This is a genomic window from Chryseobacterium defluvii (genome assembly GCF_003634775.1).
Taxonomy (GTDB): domain Bacteria; phylum Bacteroidota; class Bacteroidia; order Flavobacteriales; family Weeksellaceae; genus Chryseobacterium; species Chryseobacterium defluvii.
This window is the reverse complement of the sequence record NZ_RBXB01000002.1, coordinates 565,156-586,046: the sequence shown is the minus strand read 5'-3', so window position 1 is coordinate 586,046 and position 20,891 is coordinate 565,156. Positions and strand designations below refer to the sequence as shown.

The following is a 20,891-nucleotide window of genomic DNA, read 5'->3' as shown; positions in this document are numbered from 1 at the left end:
CAACATGTTAAAAGTTAACAATATCATTTAAACTATATTTTAGATAAATATTATAAATAATTTAATTATAACCAGATACAGATTTTATTTAAAGTGAAATAGAATATTAATTTTTATTCAGTTTTACTTTTAAATTTTTGATCATATCCTTTGACATTTCAGCAATTCCGAAATCATAAGTAAGGCCCCAATCTTTTTTCGCAATTGTGTCATCAATGGAAGCAGGCCATGAATCTGCAATCGCCTGTCTGAAATCCGGTTGATAATCAATTGTAAAATCAGGGATTTCTTTCTTGATTTCCTCTGCCAGTTCTTTTGGTGTAAATGACATTCCACCTAAGTTATAGGATGAATGTACGGTTAAGCTTTCCTTAGGAGCCTCCATCAGCTTTAATGTAGCATTGATAGCATCATCCATGTATAGCATCGGCATTGCCGTATTCTCTGAAATAAAGCTTGTGTACTTTCCTTCTTCTACTGCTTCATAGAAAATTTCCACAGCATAATCCGTAGTTCCACCCCCCGCAGGAGTTTTCCAAGAGATCAGTCCAGGATATCTTATACTTCTTACATCTACTCCATGCTTATCAAAATAATACTCACACCATTTTTCCCCTGCCATTTTGGAAATCCCATATACTGTAGTCGGATTCAAAACTACATCCTGCCCTACATTTTCCTTAGGAATTCCTTTTCCAAAAACAGCGATTGAACTTGGCCAGAAGATTTTTTTGATCAATCCTTCTTTTGCCATTTCACAAAAGTGAAGAAGAGGTTCTAAGTTTAGTTTCCATGCAAAAATCGGTTGCTTTTCTGACGTTCCGGAAAGTAGCGAAGCCAAGTGGTACACAGTAGTGATATCATAATCTTTGATTACCTGTCTTACCAATTGGGTATTCGTTACATCCATTCTTTCATAGTATCCGGCAGAAGTAATCCCCTTCTGCCATCTGTCTAATCCGGAAGCAACCACATTATCCGCACCGTGAATTTCAACAAGCCTGTTCGTAAGTTCGGTGCCTATCTGGCCTAATGCACCTGTAATAAGTATTTTTTCCGTATAGGACTCCATTTTTAGATTTTTTAGATTTTAGAATTCTACAAAAGTAAAAAAATCAGGCAAATCGGCACACTTGTGCAGAACAATATTTCATACTTTTGTTTTAAACATCCGAATATGAAAAATATATTTCTTGCCGGGACACTTTTACTGTGCCAATTTTTATGGGCTCAATTTACCGATATTAATATTGTAAAGGAAGTAAAAGTAAAGAATAAAGGAGTAGTTATATCGGCACATCCTTTAGCCAGTGAAGCCGGAGCCAGGATTCTGAAAATAGGTGGAAATGCCTATGATGCTGTTGTCGCTACCCAATATGCTTTAGCTGTTGTTTATCCTCAGGCAGGGAACATTGGCGGCGGCGGTTTTCTTGTTGGCGTTAAGAATACCGGGGAAAAATTTACGATAGACTACCGTGAAACAGCCCCTGAAAAAGCTACAAGGGATATGTATGTGGATAAAAAAGGAAAAGCGAATACAGATTGGTCACAAAACGGAAGATTGGCTGTTGGAGTTCCCGGAAGTGTTGCCGGATTTTTTGCTACTTTAAAGCATTGTAAACTTCCCATGGAAAAGCTCATTCAGCCTGCGATTGATCTTGCTGAAAAAGGGTTTTCCATTACGGAACAGGAAGCCAATTTATTAAATGTTCATAAGGAAATATTTCAAAAACATAATACCTCCTCTATTGCTTTCGTAAAAAATACCCCATGGAAAGCCGGAGACATTTTGATTCAGAAAGAACTGGCCGAAACCTTGAAATTAATCCAAAAATCAGGAGCCAAAGGATTTTATGAAGGAAAAACAGCAGATCTTTTAGTTGCTGAGATGAAAAAAGGAAATGGCATCATTAGTCTTGAAGACCTGAAAAACTATAAAGTTGCTGTCAGGAAGGCTCTGGAGTTTGGCTATAAGGACAATCATATTGTCTCTATGCCTTTACCTTCCAGTGGCGGAATCCTTTTAGCTCAAATGCTGAAAATGGCAGGTTATGAAAACCTGGGAAAATATCAGCAAAACTCTACGGAGGCGGTACAGATCATGATTGAAGCAGAAAGAAGAGCATTCGCAGACAGGGCCGAATATATGGGTGACCCTGATTTTATCGATGATAAAACCAGCTATCTCATCTCCGATGAATATTTAAAAAGCAGATGGAAAAGTTTTAGTTTTCATAAAGCTACACCGAGTTCAGAGGTAGGAAAAATCACTCCTCAACCAAAAGAATCTACAGAAACCACTCATATTTCCGTTATTGATAAGGAAGGTAATGCAGCTTCCGTAACGACCACCCTTAATGGGCTATACGGCAGTAAAGTGGTCGTTTCGGGAGCAGGTTTCTTTTTAAATAACGAGATGGATGATTTCTCGATAAAGCCGGGAGTTCCCAATATGTTTGGCGCAATTGGTGGGGAAGCCAATTCCATACGACCTCATAAGAGAATGCTTTCATCCATGACTCCTACTATCCTGCTGAAAAACGGAAAGCCTTATATGGTAGTGGGAACACCGGGAGGGACTACTATTCCTACTTCCGTCTACCAGTCTATTGTAAATATTGTTGACTTTAAACAAAGTGCAAATATTTCTGTAAATGCCCCTAAATTTCATCACCAATGGCTGCCCGAAAGCGTGATGGCAGAAGAAAACTTCCCTGAATCGACCATTTCCGAGCTTACCAAAAAAGGATATGTTTTCAATAAAGTAAGACAACTGGGAAGAACAGAGATGATCTTAATTGATGATAACGGGAATATTCATGCTGTAGCTGACGGACGCGGTGATGATTCTGTTGCAGTGGAGTAATTATTAAAGGTCAAAGCATTTAAAAGGATATATAAAATTTATGGCGGGGCTTTCAGCTCCGCCATAAATTTCACTTACTTCTATCCTGTTTTTCTAAGTAATTTTCATAATTTTCGTTTTTTAAAACATCATTATTTCTTTTGAAAACAAAAAAATTCTACCAGCAACTTTATTTCCAGGTTATCATCGCCATTATTGCGGGAATATTATTAGGAAGATTCTATCCTGAAATAGGAGAAAAAATGAAACCGTTGGGTGACGGTTTTATCAAATTGGTAAAAATGATTATTGCTCCGGTGATTTTCATCACCCTTACACTGGGAATCGCTCATATGACGGATTTGAAAAAAGTGGGAAGAATTGCTATAAAAGCCATGATTTATTTTTTTACTTTTTCTACCCTTGCCCTGATTATTGGTTTAGTGGTTGGAAATATACTGCAGCCGGGAGCCGGATTGAATATTGATCCCGCCACGCTTTCAGGAGATGTTTCTCAATATCAGCAAAAAGCCCACGAATCTACCCTTACCGGATTTATTATGAATATTATTCCGGAAACATTGTTCAGTCCGTTAGTGGGAGAAAATATCCTGCAGGTATTATTAGTTGCCATTTTAATGGGTGTGGCATTAGTTTTAACGAAACAAAAAAGTCATAAGGTTACAGCGTTTTTACAGGATCTTTCCGCTCCGGTCTTTAAAATTGTACATATGCTGATGAAGCTGGCCCCGATAGGAGCTTTTGGAGCAATGGCTTTCACGATCGGGAAATATGGACTTCATTCTGTATTGAATCTGATTTTTCTTGTGGGGACTTTTTATATTACCTCCATCCTTTTTATTGTTCTGATTTTGGGAGTTGTAGCATGGTACAACGGCTTCAATATCTTTAAGCTGATGTATTATCTAAAAGAAGAGCTTCTGTTGGTTTTAGGAACCAGCTCTTCCGAATCCGCTCTTCCTGGGGTTATGGAAAAACTGGAAAAAGCAGGCTGTTCCAGGGCTATTGTTGGTCTGGTTGTTCCTACAGGCTATTCTTTTAATCTGGATGGAACTAATATTTACATGACCCTTGCTTCATTATTCATTGCTCAGGCATTAAACATCCACCTTCCTATTGAAAAGCAGATCATGCTTCTTCTGGTAGCGATGCTGAGCTCTAAAGGAGCTGCAGGAGTTACCGGAGCAGGATTTGTTACTTTAGCTGCAACATTAGCGGTTGTTCCTGAAATCCCGATTGCCGGGATGACCTTAATTTTAGGAATTGATAAATTTATGAGCGAATGCCGTGCTTTGACAAATGTAATCGGAAATTCTGTAGCAACGGTAGTGGTTGCCAACTGGGAAAAGCAACTGGATAAAAAACAATTGAAATATTGCCTGGATCATCCATATGAAATTGAAAAAAAGCTGGAGGTTTGATTTAAATTTAATTAAAATTTGTTGCCGAAGAATCTTTATACTTTATAATCAAAGACTTCAGTTCCTTTTTAAGATGGGCATTTACATGCTGATATTCAGGGTTTTTATAAACATTATTAATTTCATTCGGGTCTTTTTCAAGATCATATAATTCCCAATCTTTCAGATCATAAAAATAGATGAGCTTGTATTGCCGGGTACGGATGCCAAAATGCTTCTGAACCTGATGCCATGCATTGCTCTCATAAAAATGGTAGTAAATCTTATCTTTCCAGTTTTCCGGAGATTTTCCCTGAAAGAAAACATCAAGAGACTTCCCTTGCATTTCTTCTGGAACCTGCAATCCCGCTGCTTTCAGAATGGTGGGAGCCAAATCCAGATTTTGTACTAATTTATCTGTCTTAATATTTTTTTTAATTTTTGCAGGATATCGCATTACCAAAGGCATTGTTAAAGATGGCTCATACATAAATCTTTTATCAAACCACCCATGTTCCCCCAGGAAAAAACCCTGATCTGAGGTATAAATAATTAATGTATTTTCTGACAAATCTTTTTTATCCAGATATTCCAACAATCTTCCGACATTATCATCTACAGATTTCACTGTCTTAAGGTAATCATTCATAAAACGGTTATATTTCCATTTTACCAACTCATCGCCTATCGGCTTATCAGCATAATATGCATCTGAAATAGGCTTATAATATTTATCCCACATCGCTTTTTGAACAGTAGTCATAGATTCATATTCACTTAAAAGCCAATTATATGAATTCTTTGCAGAGTTTTTGTCTCCACCACTGTTTGTTTCTTCCTGCGGATTTTTGAGATACAATTTAAGATCATATCCTAAAAACAGATCTTCAATCCTCATATCTGCCAATGAAGCAGCCTGAGTTCTATTTTTGTAATCGTCAAAGAATGTTTCCGGCAATTGGTAATATTTTTCTTTGGAGTTTTCCAGATCACTAACGTTGGGCATCCAATCACGATGCGGTGCTTTTTGATGTACCATAAGGAAAACGGGCTTACCACTATCTTTTTGTTGTTCTAAAATTTTGATCGCCTTATCCGTAATAATATCTGTAGCATATCCTTTCACAGAAACAGTATCTTTACCATCGAAAAATCTGGGCGAATAATATTCACCCTGATCAATCATTATACTATATTCATCAAATCCCTGGGGAATTGACACCAAATGCCATTTTCCTACAATTGCGGTGTAATATCCTGCTGTCTTCAGGTATTTAGGTAAAGTAGGCTGATCTCCATTAAATTTATCAAAATTAGCTCTAAAACCATTGATATGACTGTATTTACCTGTTAAGAAAACAGCTCTAGAAGGCCCACATAAAGAATTGGTAACAAAGGCGTTATCAAACTGTATCCCTTCTTTTGCAATCCTATCAAGATTCGGGGTTTTAATGAGATCATCAGAGTAAGCACTCATTGCTTTTTTAGCATGATCATCTGTCATGATAAATATGATATTCGGCTTTTGAGAATCTTTATTCCCTGAAGCGATTTTTTTATTTGCATTACAGGAAATCACCAAAGCGGCAGAAATTATAAGCAATACTCTTGAAAACATTTTTTTAAAGTTTGATGATGTATAAATTTAGAAAAAATATTTAAGTAAGTATATTCAGGCTGGAGGGCTGTACTTTTACATGAATAGGGGATTTTATTTTATTAAATTCCCCATCCAGGTGCCAGTTTTTGGTATTGACTTTAAATTCAATTTCGGAAACAGAAAGGTAGGTAACATAGTCATCATCTTTTAATTTCTTGGTAAACATCCTGAATGCAAAAAGCGGGGAATAGGTCAACGGAAATTTTTTCACCAGCACAACATCTACTTTCCCGTCACTTTTACTTGCCTGGGGAGCAATATAAGCATTGTTTCCAAACTGGCGGGTATTGGCAATAGTAAGCATTAAATATTTCCCATTATATTTTTGATAAGCCTCTTCGAAAAATTTAACTTTAATAGGCTTATACTTGAAAAATGTTTTCAGGGAAACTTTAATATAGTTTTTGAAGCCTCTGTCCGTTTTTTCAAATTCTTTAACTACTTTCCCGTCGAATCCCGTTCCGGAAACATTAATGGAAAGTCTGTCATTTACTGTAAAAGTGTCTATTTTCCTGGAATTACCGGCTTTTATTTTTCCAATCAACTCATCTAAGTTTTTACTGAATTGAGTCTCGTTGGAAAATCCATTTCCTGAACCTGCCGGAAAAATTCCCAGAATTTTATTTGTATGAATGAGATTTCTCGCTACGGTGGAAATAGTTCCGTCACCGCCTATCGCTACGAAAATGTCTACTTCATTAAAATTTTTCTGTATAAACTCATCGGTTCCCTCAATAGATTCAGAAATATAATATAGTGGCTGATCCACTTTCTTCTTAAGCTCATTGAGAAAAGGCTGATAATTCTTTTTAGCTGAAAAAGGATTGATAATGAAGGCTACTTTTTCCATTGGTACAAAAATAAATAATGCTTCCTATTCCGGAAGCATTATTGTTATTTAATTTTCATTCTTTCTTTAAACTTTGGATCCAGCGTCCCCTCCAGCTCTTGCCACGAAATTGGAATGATGATATCCCCTGCCGCAAAGGCAGCAATTTCATAAGGACTATAATGGAAATAAAGGTTTTTCTCATCAAAATAGAAATTACTCGTCACCGGAATCACTTCCACTAAAAGCATTTCAGAGTTTTTAATCTCACCTTCGGAGCCGGTAGTTCCGCTGTGGATGGTATTGATATTCTTCATCAATAATGCTTCAAGCTTCTTTTCTGGCATTGAGGTAATGTCTTTCAACTCTACTTTTTTATTGTTTTTCAAATCAAATACCCTTTCCGAAAATCCGTAATTATCATGGGCTCCTCCTTCATAAGAACTTCCGACATATTGGATATGTAGATAATCATTCGTATCAGACTTTAAATTCATTGCCGAATTGGTATACCATTGCTGAGAATAGGTCATTCCTGACATCCAGTCTTTACTGTCATTTTTTATGGAATTATAATATTTGTTTTTTTCCTCTTCCAGATATGCCTTCAAACCTTCTTTTGAATAATCTTTTACATCTTTATTACTGAAATAAATACTATCCAAAAGCTTTTTATCTGTTATAGTTGGGAAAACCAATAATTTTGAAGTGTATTTCAACGTTAAGGAATCACTCACTTTTATAGAATCGTTGATTGTTACGGAATCCGTTGTAAAGGGTTGGGGAGTATTAACTTCTGTTTTTGTCAGGTCATTTTTAACTTCATTCTTTTTACAGGCAGTAAACATGAGAAAGGAAGAAGCTGCCAGAACAGCAATAGTATTTTTCATAATTTTGATTTCCCATATGAATGCAAAAACCATTCAAAAATGAATGGTTCTTAGATATTTTTTTAAAATTTTTTAATCATTGGGTATCCTGTTTTTATCATAGGCGTCATTCCCAAAGGCTAAAACCGGAATAAAAATAAATCCGAGGATGAGTAAAAGAATGGTGTATAATGGCGTTTCTTTATTGAAGCCCTTAGCCAGTCTGTCATAGACCACCCATGCCGCATATATATTTACCAAAGGAATAAAGAATAGAATAATCCACCATATAGGCTTTTTAACAATATCCAGTAAAACAATCGTGTTATAAACAGGGATAAAGCCGGCCCATGCATCTTCCCTTCCTGCCTTTTGGAAAATTTTATACATGCAATAGCCATAGAATAGGAATAAAATCAAATAAAAAATCATCATTCCGATACCGATTCCTGCGGCGGCGGCACCTGAAGCGGCATCCATACTGTCGTCGTAAGTGCCTGCTTGTAATAGAGTTAACATATTAATAGTTTTTATGGTTCGATCAAATATATAAAAAAAGCTTCTAAAATTAGAAGCTTTTCAAGTTATTTTTTAATTAAACTTATGACCTGGTTCTCGCTTTTTGAAGCAACTCCCCATATTTGCCTGAATGCAGGGTAATATTCTTTCGGATAATCACAGCTTGCCACGGTTGTCGTAGAAGTGATTTCCAATACATTTCCTTTTTGCTCCACTACATAGCTGTAAGCTATTTCTTTATCATCAGTGGTGATTTTTTTATTTTTCGGAAGCTCTTCAATAGCATATCCATCCGGAATTTGAAGCTCTATTTTTTTCACTCTTGTAAATGGTGAGATAAAATCGATGGTATATTTTCTTTCCTCCGTTTGATCGAACTCATTGGAGTTTTTATTTAAGAAAAGCATCGGGTTAATGATCATCTTTTTGCCCACCCTGTCTATCATATTTTCGGAATCAAACTTCATTGTACTTTCGAAATCCCCGTTATCATGTACTTTAGAATTAATATCTGCGAAATCTATTGTGAAGTTTTCCTTATACTGCTTTTTGTATTTCTCAGCATTATCATCATAAAATTCTTTATTATACATCGCGTAAGATCCCGTATCCTTATCGGAATAACTTCCCGAAACCGAGCCATCTTCATTGATTTTCGCATTTACTGTAAGGTAGGTAAAACTTGGTTTTGCATTGGTCATTTCAATTTGCTTCACTTTTTCCTTTGCAATAAGGATTCCGTACTGGTTCCAGTCTCTCGGAGGAAGCTCGTTTGCCGAAGATTGCTTGGATGTACCATCAAATAAAGTAAACCCTTCTTTGGTTTCTACTGCCGCAAGTACAAAATTCATATTGGAAACATTCGGGGAATTTAAATTGATTAATCCGTTGTCCACGGTAGAAATAAGAAGAGGATTAGCTTTCAACCCGGCTTCTCTTAAAAGCATTACCAGAAAAAGATTAATTTCAGCTGCATTTCCTAATTTAGTTTCCAAAAGCTTTTTAATTCCATCTTCCACATATACTCCTCTATCTTTATTCCATGTAAAGTTTTTCTGTACATACGCTAGAATTGCATTTGCCTTGTCCGTATCATTTTTCATTTCAGAAATTCCGGGAGGCATATTTTCTTTTGCCAACTTGGTTTTCTTTAGCTCTCCTCCGAATTCTTCATTTTCATACAATCTGTCTTTAATTTGCTCCCAAGACCATGAATATAGCTTTAATTCTCTGAAGTTGGTGGAATTTAATTCGGCACTGATCTTGGTTCTGTAGTTTCTGTCGTTTTTTATAAATTTTTCTGTCTTGAATCCTTTTATGTTTTCATATCCAAACCTGTATGTTCTGTATTGAGACCCATACAGGTATTTTTCCACTACCTCTCTGTGTTTTGGAGCAAGCGATCCCGTATAATTCAGATTGTATGAAATATTAACAGGGCTATCCAATATATATTCGGTATATAATGACGGAGTATCCGTTTCTACCAGGATTTCAGGAATAGCAAAAAGGAATGGAGATACAACTTCATATTCATATTCAAGGATTGAACCATCCTTTACATTAGGAAAAGCAAACTTCGTAATGGTAATATATTTACTCTCCTTACTTTTATATTTTGAGTTTTTTTCAACTTTAGTAGAAGCCGCAGTCCCGTTTTCCAGATTATAGGTAAAAGCTTTGATCTTATTCAACGTTTCCTGATCGCTACCATTCTGATACAGTGAAACTTCAAGGTTCAGCCAATCTTCTGCTTTAACCTTGTTATAAATTTTCACCCTGTAAAAATATTTTTTGTGTAAAAAGCCTGTAGATGCATCTACCCTAAAGTATATTGATCTGTATAAAATTTCCGCAGGAGCATTCTCATCTAATACTGACTTGGTTTTGGAAAGATCTGCATCGTTAAATTTCGGCGGATCAAGAAACTCATGTTTTTGAGCTTCCATAAAAATGCAATTGATTGCAAAAAGGACTAATAATAATTTTTTTCTCATGCTTAGATTTTTGTAATTAAAATTTTCGAGTTATCAATACCGTTTATTTTTTTCCTAAAGCTTACATAATCATTATATTTTTCCTTAGGATATATTCCTTTGTTTACTCTTACCGTTCTATTTACTTTCAGGTTCTCACCATCTTTTACAATACTTAATTTGTATGAACCGAACTCAGAACTAATAGTGACATTATCCGGAATCTCTTCTATTTTATAATTTTTAGGGATTTCGAAACTAATCTGGTATTCATCTTCAAAAGCCTGCCCGATTTCAAATGGCAGTTCCCTGTTTTCATCCGTTTTATAAATATTGTTGGAGAAAATAGGAACGGCTCTGAATATCATACTGTTTCCTGCATTTTTAGAATAATTATTTGCTTTAAAATCAATATTATATTTTGAAACCGCATGGTCTCTGTCATTCACAAAATCTTTCATTTCCAGTTTTTCAAAATTCAGGATGTCCAATTGACTTTTTAAAGCTTCGTTTCTTTCTTTTGGAGACAAATTACTATAACCAAGACTATAATCATACTGACTTCCCGTATATTCGAACAATCCGGCGCCAGAAATACTGTTATCGTCGTTAAGCCTTATTCGTAAAGTCTGCTTTTCTTTATTTTGTTCTGCAGTATATACCGGTGTATTGATTACCTCTATGCCTTCTTTTTTAACCAGAAGAACATTTCTGTCGGTAGTTGTGTATGTTAAATGATTAAAAGCAATTTGCTGAGATGTATTTTCCAGCCAGATATTCCCTTTTTCTGTCGGAACCATCAAAATAATATGGTTTCCACCCATTTTAGGAAAATCAGGATCGAACGAAACTTGTGAGGAACTGGAATAGACTTTACAGTAATAAGAAGGAATTCCTGCTTCATCTAATAAAGTTTTCATATAGTTTGTTAACCCTTTACAGTCACCATATCCTTTTTTCTGAACTTCATCCGGCAACATCGGCTGCCATCCTCCAATCCCTAGAGCCACAAAAATATATCTGGTTTTCGACTGCATATACTGAAAAAGTTTCTTTACTTTTTCTTCCGTAGATCCCTGTAGATTGAGTGAGGCAACTTCTGCTTTAATCGCGGGCGTGGATACTGATACCGGCTGTAAAATACTGTTATAATACCAGGAGCCGAAGTCTTTCCAACTATTGATGGTTCCCTGTTTTCCTTCAAGATTAAATTTTGTCAGAGAAAAACTCACTTTCGGTAGTATTTTAACAGGCTCAGGTAATAAAAAGGCATCATCTATTGCGGGAACATTTTTATAGCTATATGTTTTCTCCACTCCATTATCACTTTCTGTAACGGAAGCATAATTATATTTAGACGGATATGTTTTGGTACGAAGTTCAATACCTGTTTTATTAATAATTTTAAACTGGCTTTCTTCTAAGGAAATATTGGTACCGGAAAAAGGCACAAAATCCGGAATAAATACTGTATTTTCATCAGTGATCTGATAAGAGAATTCAATAGTATAGGGGTATTGAATAGGGGTATAGGATAATACTAAAACCCTGTCATCAGAATAAAATGTGCCTTGTTGATTATTAGCAAAATCACCGAAATCCGACTTTGAGAAACTTTTAAGCTTTTTGCCGCCTTCATCATAAACAGTTACCTTGACATCTGATATAGCATCTCCTTTCTCATAAGGAATATAAGCAACCGCTTTTGAGTCTCCGTCCTTATTCAGGACGGTGGTAACAGTAGTAGACTGGTATTTTATTTCATCAATTTTATTAATTTGGACTGTCGTCACATCTTTTCTGACAACAGCATTCGCATTTTTCTTTAAATTTTCAGGGATAGCCGAAACAGGATAGTTTTGCGCATAGTAAAGAGAAACAACGGATAAAGCTCCCACTATTAATATTTTCATCATTATTATAAAATTTCTCAAAAATAACAAAATCTTAACAAATGTTAAAATTTTATTAAAAAAAACAAAAAAAAGACCTCATTTCTGAGGTCTTTTCATATACTTTTTTAAGAGTTATGCGTCAATTTTTGCATATTTTGCATTTTTCTCTATAAATTCTCTTCGTGGCGGAACCTCATCTCCCATTAGCATAGAGAAGATACTGTCTGCCTCTACTGCGTTGTCAATGGTTACTTGTTTTAAGATTCTATGCTCAGGATTAAGGGTTGTTTCCCACAACTGTTCAGGGTTCATTTCCCCAAGACCTTTATAACGCTGTACCTCTACGCCTTTTCCGTCCGGAGCCATCTCAAGAGTAAACTCTTCACGTTCCTTCTCATTGTAGGCATATACCTTTTTGTTTCCTTTCTTCAATAAATATAATGGTGGTTGAGCAATATAGATATATCCATTCTCAATAAGCTCTTTCATATATCGGAAGAAGAATGTAAGGATCAGGGTTGAAATGTGAGAACCATCAATATCGGCATCGGTCATGATCACAATTTTATGGTATCTTAACTTAGCCATATTCAAAGCTTTACTATCTTCTTCTGTTCCTACGGATACCCCAAGTGCGGTATAGATATTCTTAATTTCTTCGTTATCATATACTTTATGGAGCATAGATTTTTCTACGTTCAAAATCTTACCCCTTAGCGGAAGGATTGCCTGGAAATGCCTGTCTCTTCCCTGCTTTGCAGTTCCACCTGCGGAATCTCCCTCTACAAGGAAAATTTCCGATTCGGCCGGATCTTTTGATGAACAGTCCGAAAGTTTTCCCGGAAGTCCGGAACCACCCATAGGTGATTTTCTCTGAACCATTTCACGGGCTTTTTTAGCAGCTTGTCTTGCTTTTGCTGCTAAAACAACTTTCTGAACGATTTGTTTAGCTTCAATAGGGTTTTCTTCCAGGAAGTTGGTAAGCATTTCTCCTACGATTTTATCCACTGCACCGGAAACTTCAGAATTCCCTAATTTCGTTTTGGTTTGCCCTTCAAACTGAGGCTCCATTACTTTTACGGAAATCACAGCCGTTAATCCTTCACGGAAATCGTCTCCCGTAACCTCTACCTTTTCCTTTTGTGGAATTCCTAAATCATCAGCATATTTCTTCAATGTTCTCGTCAAAGCACGTCTGAAACCTGCTAGGTGAGTCCCTCCCTCGTGTGTATTGATATTATTTACATACGAGTGAAGATTTTCATTAAAGGAAGTATTATAACGCATAGCAACCTCTACAGGAATATCATCTCTTTCCCCTTCCATGAAGATCACGTGCTCCATGATAGATTCTCTGTTTCCATCGATGTATGCGACAAATTCTTTCAAACCACCTTCAGAATGAAAAACTTCTGACCTGAAAGTGCCGTCTTCTAATTTTTCTCTTTCATCAGTAAGTGTAATGGTAATTCCTTTATTAAGGTAAGAAAGCTCTCTTAAACGGGTTGCCAAAGTATCATAGTTGTACACTAATTCTGAAAAAATAGAATCATCAGGCTGGAAGAATTGTTTTGTTCCTCTCTTATCACTGTGCCCTATCTCTTCTACCCCGGTCTGCGCTTTTCCTCTGGAATATACCTGCTGGTAAATATTTCCGTCTCTGTATACGGTAGTGATCATTTCATTGGAAAGGGCATTCACACAGGAAACCCCTACTCCGTGAAGACCTCCGGAAACTTTATAAGAATCTTTATCGAATTTACCTCCGGCCCCGATTTTAGTCATTACCACCTCAAGAGCAGATTTCTGTTCTTTTTCGTGGAAATCTACAGGAATACCTCTACCGTTATCGCTTACTTCGATTCCGTTTCCTTCTTTAATGCTAACGAAGATGGTATCGCAGTATCCTGCCAATGCTTCGTCAATAGAGTTATCTACTACTTCATAAACCAAATGGTGAAGACCTCTTACGCCTACATCACCAATGTACATGGAAGGACGCATACGTACGTGCTCCATTCCTTCCAATGCCTGAATACTACTCGCTGTATATTGTTTCTGACTCATATTAAATATTAAAAATCTTGCTAAATGCAAAGACTTACAAATATCGTGATTTTTTTCGAGGTACGAAAGTTAAAATATGTCAAAAATGAGTTGATTTATCCACACCAAAATCAATTCAAAGAGATCAAAGTTATCATGAATTTCTTCAACCGCAACTGTTGTAAATCATATGATCTCTCCATAATTTATCCGTATCTTTATTTACTCAAAAAGTTGATATTATGGACGATTTTCTTGCCGCTCGTGCACAAATGGCCATATCCCTCGGTTTTCATATCATTTTCGCATGCGTTGGTATGGTAATGCCTTTCTTAATGGCTTTTGCACACTGGAAATACCTTAAAACCAATAATGAAATATACAAGGGACTTACCAAAGCCTGGAGCAAGGGTGTAGCAATATTATTTGCCACGGGTGCCGTTTCCGGGACTATGCTTTCCTTTGAACTGGGACTTCTGTGGCCGGAATTCATGAAACATGCAGGCCCCATTTTCGGAATGCCATTCTCTCTCGAAGGCACCGCCTTCTTCATTGAAGCCATTGCCATTGGCTTCTTTTTATATGGATGGGACAAATTCAACAAATGGTTTCACTGGTTTTGCGGATTTTTAGTTGGTCTCAGCGGACTGGCTTCCGGAATTCTCGTCGTAGCGGCCAATGCATGGATGAACTCTCCTGCCGGATTTGATTATATTGACGGAAAGTATATGAATATTGATCCTATCAAAGCAATGTTCAACGACGCCTGGTTTCCTCAGTCATTGCATATGACGGTTGCAGCCTTTTGTGCTACCGGATTTGCCGTCGCAGGGGTTCATGCATATTTAATCATGAGAAAAAAGAACGTTGAGTTTCATACAAAAGCATTCAGGATTGCTGCAGGTTTTGCCTTGATTGGTGCTTTTGGAGCTCCTTTGAGTGGTGATATTGCAGCAAAATCTGTTGCAGAAAGACAGCCGATTAAACTTGCTGCTATGGAAGCTCATTTTGAAACAGAAAAGGGAGCATCATTTGTGATTGGCGGAGTTCCTGATGAAGAAAAAGGAGAAATCAAATATGCAATAAAAATCCCGAAAGTGTTAAGTTTTTTAGTAAGCAATGATTTTAATTCAGAAGTAAAAGGGCTGAATGATTTTCCACGGGACGAATGGCCACCCGTTGCTGTTGTTCATTATGCATTTCAGATCATGATTTTCTTTGGAGTCGTAATGATCTGCATCGGGGCAGTTTACTTATATGCTTTATTTTTCAAAAAAGAATGGCTTGAAAAGAAATGGCTGCTAAAAACATTCCTTATAGCCACACCGTTCGGATATATTGCTTTGGAAGCTGGCTGGACGGTAACTGAAGTTGGAAGGCAACCCTGGATTATCTATGGGATTATGCGAACTATAGATGCCGTAACGCCAATGCCCGGAATTCAGTATTCTTTTTATTTTTTCACCGCCATTTTTGTGTCCTTATCACTCATTATTATTTTCCTGTTGAGAAGACAAATACAAATGGTTCCTAAGCTTTATGATCCTACCGACATTCAGTTTAACAATAAAAATAAGAAATCATGATCTATGTTGTTATAGCTTTCCTCTGGTTATCGATCTGCCTGTATATCATTTTAGGAGGCGCTGATTTCGGAGCGGGTATCGTGGAGCTTTTCACTCATAAAAAAGCACGTCATAAAACCGAACAGATCATGTATGAATCTATAGCCCCGGTTTGGGAAGCAAACCATATGTGGCTGATCATTGCTATTGTTATTCTTTTTGTAGGATTTCCGGGCATTTATACTACTATGTCGACTTATCTTCATATTCCCTTAGTATTAATGCTTCTGGGTATTATCGCCAGAGGAACTGCTTTTACATTCAGACATTATGACGCTGTAAAAGATGACTGGCAGATTTTATATACTCAAATATTTTACTACGCAAGTTTATTAACTCCATTTTTCCTTGGACTGATTGCTGCTTCTACGGTTTCAAAATCGATTAACCCTGATGCAACTGGCTTTTTAGACCTTTATATTTTCAGTTGGCTGAATTGGTTCGGAGCTGCCGTAGGTTTGTTTACGGTATCCCTTTGTGCTTATCTTGCTTCTATCTTTTCTTTAAGAGAAACCAGGGATAAAGTCGATCTGACATTGATGATCAGAAAGTCTAAACAAACGATGATTTTCGTAGTAGTAACGGGTATTTTAGTTTTTTTAACGGCTTACCTTTCAAATATTCCACTTCTTATGTGGATATTTTCCAAACCTCTGGGTATTGCTGCCATTGCTTTGGCAACGCTTTCTTTAGGTTTAATCTTTTACTGTATGAAGGAAAGAAAACTTATGCCTGTTCGGATTTTAGCAGGATTCCAGATGATCATGATCCTGGTTGCAGCCACCTATCAGCATTATCCTGATATTATATTATTAGGAAACGGCAATCATCTTTCTTTATTGGAGGAAGCTGCAGCACCGAAAACAATTTCGGCTTTATCATGGGCTTTGATGCTGGGTTCCCTGTTTATTTTGCCGTTTTTGTTTTATCTGATGGCTTCGTTTAGCAAACAAAGGAAATAATGGCTTTATCATAAAAGGTTTCGGCGGCAGCTTCGCTGCCGCCGAAACCTAAAATTTATTTTTTAATTAAAACCAGTTCAACTCTTCTATTTCTAACCTGGTCAGATTCTGTAAGTTCAGGATATACAGCCGGATTAAGATGACCAAGACCTCTTGCTTTTATCCGGGAAGGATCTATTCCTTGTTTTTCCAGAAATTCTTTGACGGCATTAGCCCTTGTCCACGAAAGGTTAAAGGTTCCCAAATCTATGTCTTCACCATCAAAATTTTCATAATCACAGCAAATATGCCCTTGTAATTCAATTTCCAATGCCGGATTATCTTTCAGCATGTTGAAAAGCTGAATAATTTGCTTTTCAGCCTTTGGAAGCCAGACATGACGATTCCCTATAAAATTGACATCTGGTAGTGAAAAGGTATCTTTCACTTTCATATGGGAAACTTTGGTTTCAAAAAAGCTGGGAAGCATTCTTCGGGTTAGCTTTTGTCCCGGAGCAAATTTCTTTTCTACAAATACATCTACTCTCCTGTTTTTTCCACGCAATTCTTCGGTGGTATTGTCATTAATTTGTTTTTCTTCGCCCAACCCTACCGAGCTTACCAGTTTTATATTATTTCCGGCTTTTCCCAGTAAATATTTGTGAACAGTATTTGCCCGGTATTCCGATAAGGCCTTATTGTATTCCTCACTTCCCGAAGGGTCACAATTTCCGAAAATCCTGAATGTAAGGTTAGTTTTTAATACTGACAAACTATCCAGCTTCTTTTTGGATGCTTCATTAAGCTCATAGCTGTTATGCTCAAAATAAACAGAGGTGAGCGTTTGTGCATCAACCCGTGTATAAAAGAGAAATATGATAAAGATCAGAAAGAGTTTCATCAATTATACATTTTCTAAATAACGGGAAAATATCAATTTATCGTTTATGAAACAAATTGTTTTCTATATTTATAGTTTAACTCCTTTTTTAGAAATCATTCTCCCCGATTCCAAGGTTACGTTAATAAAATAAACTCCTTTTTCCAATAATGATGTATTTAGCTTTATCATATTGCCTTTTAAAACTAAACGCCCACTTTGGTCAATAATTTCTACTTCCTTTATTTTTTCACTGGTTTTTAAAGTTAACTCGTCTTTAAAAGGGTTTACAAAACTTATTTCCACATGATGGTTCTCTGCTTCAGAGGTTGTTAAGGTATTTTCAGATAAAATATATCTGGATACCGTACCAAAGCCTATCAAATAGAGATAGTTGCCCTGAACCGTTATTCCTATATATCCGTACTGGTTATCTACCAGATTAGTATCATAAAAAGGCTGGCTGTTAACCGTAATAAGGTTTCCATTGTTATCGAATATAGCAATTTTAACCGTTTTATCATTTGTATTTGTCTGATTTTTTAATGTAAAATAAAGCCTTTGAGCATTATAGTGATAGATATAACTATATTGATAGGTCATTCCATTAAAAACATTCTGCAAATCCAGGCATCCGCCACTTCCAAATGAAACATCCGGAGTTCCGTCTGCTATTGTTTTTGAAAGAGTATGGCTTTCATTTAGAAAAATTATTTCTCCTTCAGTTGGCAGATATTGCGGATATCTGGAATTACTTACGCTTTGAGGACAAACGGGAGCAGCCTGTCCATTCGTACCATAATTAGTAAAACTGCTTCCTATATTGATATCTCTTTTGAAGACCCCATAATTATAGTTGTCAGGTCCGAATTCATATAAATTGTTACCAAATAATTGAAGATTATGAGTTCCATACTGGGTTGGAACACTAAAGAAACCATTGTTGGCAAAGGTAGTATCTAAAACTCCCGACGAAGAATATCTTTTGAATCCATGTTGGGTCCTGATCAATATTTTTCCATCAGGTAAGGTAATCATTGTGGCATTAAGCATAAATCCGACATCCAAAACTCCATTATTAGCAAAAGATGTATCTAAATTCCCTGTTGATACATAATACCTTCTGAGATATAGTTCACCGCCAATTTCCCGGGTAGCATAAAAATAATTACCCTGAAAACTTAATATTTGGGTATCAGCTACCGTAAGTATCCCATTACTTCCGAAATTATTATCATAAGTGCCATTACTTTTTAATTTTATAAATTTAGCACCTCCGGGGTTATATATAGATAATAAAACTTCGCCATTATCCATGGGCTTAATATAATCTGTTTCACTTGTTACATAACTCCCTAAGGTAACTACACCATTATTTCCATAATTGATGTCTTTTGTAAGGGTAATCTGTGCGCAAGTAATAGTAAATACTAGTACTGAAGCAATAGTAATAATTTTTTTCATTAAGTATGTTTTTCTGCCCCAAAACTAATAATAAATCCCAATAAAATGAAAAAAAGCGAAAATAAATTTTCGCTTTTTTTCATTTTATTATATTCAGTTCTAAACCAGTTTCATCAAAAGATTTTCATCAATCTTTTCAACTTTCACCAGATTATTTTTAGTTAAAGTTTTAGAAGCTTTATCCCATTTTTTTCCGGACAACTGGCTTCTTTCTTTTACCTCAGCTAAAGAGAATGGCTCTTCCTGGGAATTAAGAATTTCAAGGATTACTTTTTCGTCTTCTCCCAATTCAACCTGAGGAACCGTTTTTTCCGGTCTCATCTGAGGGAAGAATAATACTTCCTGAATAGACGGATTATTCGTTAAGAACATGATCAATCTGTCCATTCCGATTCCTAATCCTGAAGTTGGTGGCATTCCGTATTCTAATGCTCTAAGAAAATCCTCATCAATGAACTGCCCTGCTTCATCATCTCCTTTTTCAGAAAGTTTTAATTGTTCTTCGAAACGTTCTCTCTGATCAATCGGATCATTCAACTCAGAATAAGCATTGGCAATTTCTTTTCCGCATACCATCAATTCAAAACGCTCGGTTAAGCCTTCTTTGCTTCTGTGCTTTTTCGTCAAGGGTGACATTTCTACCGGATAATCTGTAATGAATGTCGGCTGAATGAAGTTTCCTTCACACTTCTCACCGAAGATTTCATCGATAAGTTTACCTTTACCCATGGTTTCATTCACTTCAATTCCGATAGATTTCGCGAAATCAAATAATTCCTGCTCGGTTTTCCCGGTGATATCAAAGCCTGTGAATTTCTGAATGGCTTCCGTCATTGAAATTCTCGGATATGGTGCTTTCCAGCTGATGGTATGTTCGCCAAAAGTTGATTCTGCATTTCCATTTACCTGTGTAGCACAGAATTCCAGCAATCTTTCTGTAAAATCCATCATCCAGTTGTAGTCTTTGTAGGCTACATAAATTTCCATTGCTGTAAATTCAGGATTGTGGGTTCTGTCCATCCCTTCATTTCTGAAGTTTTTCGAGAATTCATATACTCCGTCGAATCCACCTACGATCAGCCTTTTCAGATACAGTTCGTTGGCAATTCTTAAATATAACGGAATATCCAGAGCATTATGGTGCGTAATGAATGGTCTTGCCGCAGCTCCACCCGGAATAGATTGTAAGATTGGAGTTTCTACTTCAAAATATCCTGCATCATTAAAGAAAGTCCTCATTGCGTTGAACAATTTCGTTCTTTTTACGAATATCTCCTTAATGTGCGGATTTACCACTAAATCGGCATAACGTTGTCTATAGCGTAATTCAGGATCAACAAACGCATCGTGAACATTTCCGTCCGCATCTGTTTTAGGTAATGGTAACGGACGAAGAGATTTTGTTAAAAGCGTAAAGTTTTTAACCAAAACGGTTTTCTCACCTACCTGAGTCGTAAATAACTCTCCTTCAACACCAATAATATCTCCTATATCTAAAAGGTGCTTATATACTTCATTATATAAAGTTTTATCTTCACCTGTACAAATTTCATCTCTGTTGAAATATACCTGGATCTTACCTGTAGAGTCCTGCAATTCAGCAAAAGAAGCCTTTCCTTGAATTCTGCGGGACATCAATCTACCGGCGATCTTCACCTGTTTATTTTCAGAAAAATCCTGTTTTATAGATTGTGTAGTATCTGTCACTACATATTCATCCGCAGGGAAAGCGTTGATTCCCATTTCAACAAGCTTATTCAGCTTTTCTCTTCTAATGATTTCTTGTTCTGATAATTGCATTTTATATTTATATATTTCAATAACGTGCAAAGATAGTTGTTTTTATAGGTACAAGTCAACTGGTAATTTTACACCTAATGCAGAAAAAAAAACCTTACAAATCTGTAAGGCTTTATATGTA

Annotated in this window: 15 protein-coding genes; 4 read left to right on the top strand and 11 right to left on the bottom strand. The window is 36.3% G+C overall.

The features are described 5' to 3' along the window. Positions 1-106: 106 nt before the first annotated feature. A complete protein-coding gene (locus tag BCF58_RS09415) occupies positions 107-1,072 on the bottom strand; it encodes an NAD-dependent epimerase/dehydratase family protein (protein ID WP_121461540.1) in 966 nt (321 codons plus the stop codon). A gap of 105 nt (positions 1,073-1,177) precedes the next feature. Here BCF58_RS09415 and ggt point away from each other — a divergent pair, with 105 nt between their 5' ends. After that, positions 1,178-2,866 (top strand): gamma-glutamyltransferase, encoded by a 1,689-nt coding sequence (ggt, locus tag BCF58_RS09410; protein ID WP_121461539.1) that lies wholly within the window; start codon positions 1,178-1,180, stop codon positions 2,864-2,866. A 140-nt stretch (positions 2,867-3,006) separates the two neighbouring features. Further along, a complete protein-coding gene (locus BCF58_RS09405; protein ID WP_121461538.1) occupies positions 3,007-4,287 on the top strand; it encodes a dicarboxylate/amino acid:cation symporter in 1,281 nt (426 codons plus the stop codon). A gap of 7 nt (positions 4,288-4,294) precedes the next feature. On the opposite strand, the gene BCF58_RS09400 is transcribed toward BCF58_RS09405, so the two are convergent. From BCF58_RS09400 to gyrB, 7 genes are all read right to left on the bottom strand, one after another. After that, the gene (locus BCF58_RS09400; protein ID WP_121461537.1) at positions 4,295-5,884 is read right to left on the bottom strand and encodes a sulfatase family protein; all 1,590 of its coding nucleotides are present in this window, start codon (positions 5,882-5,884) and stop codon (positions 4,295-4,297) included. A 40-nt stretch (positions 5,885-5,924) separates the two neighbouring features. Further along, positions 5,925-6,776 (bottom strand): diacylglycerol/lipid kinase family protein, encoded by an 852-nt coding sequence (locus BCF58_RS09395; protein ID WP_121461536.1) that lies wholly within the window; start codon positions 6,774-6,776, stop codon positions 5,925-5,927. A gap of 44 nt (positions 6,777-6,820) precedes the next feature. Beyond that, complete coding sequence (locus tag BCF58_RS09390; protein ID WP_121462024.1) at positions 6,821-7,645, bottom strand: RsiV family protein; 825 nt, start codon at positions 7,643-7,645, stop codon at positions 6,821-6,823. A gap of 72 nt (positions 7,646-7,717) precedes the next feature. Next, on the bottom strand, positions 7,718-8,143 hold the full coding sequence (locus BCF58_RS09385; protein WP_121461535.1) for a DUF5684 domain-containing protein: 426 nt from the start codon (positions 8,141-8,143) through the stop codon (positions 7,718-7,720). A gap of 65 nt (positions 8,144-8,208) precedes the next feature. Next, positions 8,209-10,140: a transglutaminase domain-containing protein gene (locus BCF58_RS09380; RefSeq protein ID WP_121461534.1), complete on the bottom strand. Its 1,932-nt coding sequence runs from the start codon at positions 10,138-10,140 to the stop codon at positions 8,209-8,211. A gap of 2 nt (positions 10,141-10,142) precedes the next feature. Beyond that, on the bottom strand, positions 10,143-12,035 hold the full coding sequence (locus tag BCF58_RS09375) for a DUF3857 domain-containing protein (protein WP_121461533.1): 1,893 nt from the start codon (positions 12,033-12,035) through the stop codon (positions 10,143-10,145). A 111-nt stretch (positions 12,036-12,146) separates the two neighbouring features. Next, a complete protein-coding gene (gene gyrB, locus BCF58_RS09370; protein ID WP_121461532.1) occupies positions 12,147-14,081 on the bottom strand; it encodes a DNA topoisomerase (ATP-hydrolyzing) subunit B in 1,935 nt (644 codons plus the stop codon). Between the two features lie 221 nt (positions 14,082-14,302). Here gyrB and BCF58_RS09365 point away from each other — a divergent pair, with 221 nt between their 5' ends. Together BCF58_RS09365 and BCF58_RS09360 are read left to right on the top strand one after the other, a co-directional pair. Further along, on the top strand, positions 14,303-15,646 hold the full coding sequence (locus BCF58_RS09365; RefSeq protein ID WP_121461531.1) for a cytochrome ubiquinol oxidase subunit I: 1,344 nt from the start codon (positions 14,303-14,305) through the stop codon (positions 15,644-15,646). Further along, the gene (locus BCF58_RS09360; protein ID WP_121461530.1) at positions 15,643-16,647 is read left to right on the top strand and encodes a cytochrome d ubiquinol oxidase subunit II; all 1,005 of its coding nucleotides are present in this window, start codon (positions 15,643-15,645) and stop codon (positions 16,645-16,647) included. Before BCF58_RS09365 ends, BCF58_RS09360 begins: the two co-directional genes overlap by 4 nt. 55 nt (positions 16,648-16,702) lie before the next feature. Here the strand turns inward: BCF58_RS09360 and BCF58_RS09355 are convergent, their stop codons facing one another. From BCF58_RS09355 to lysS, 3 genes are all read right to left on the bottom strand, one after another. Then, on the bottom strand, positions 16,703-17,527 hold the full coding sequence (locus BCF58_RS09355) for an OmpA family protein (RefSeq protein ID WP_121461529.1): 825 nt from the start codon (positions 17,525-17,527) through the stop codon (positions 16,703-16,705). Between the two features lie 69 nt (positions 17,528-17,596). After that, positions 17,597-18,970: a T9SS type A sorting domain-containing protein gene (locus tag BCF58_RS09350; RefSeq protein ID WP_121461528.1), complete on the bottom strand. Its 1,374-nt coding sequence runs from the start codon at positions 18,968-18,970 to the stop codon at positions 17,597-17,599. A gap of 99 nt (positions 18,971-19,069) precedes the next feature. Further along, complete coding sequence (lysS, locus tag BCF58_RS09345; protein WP_121461527.1) at positions 19,070-20,770, bottom strand: lysine--tRNA ligase; 1,701 nt, start codon at positions 20,768-20,770, stop codon at positions 19,070-19,072. Positions 20,771-20,891 lie beyond the last annotated feature (121 nt).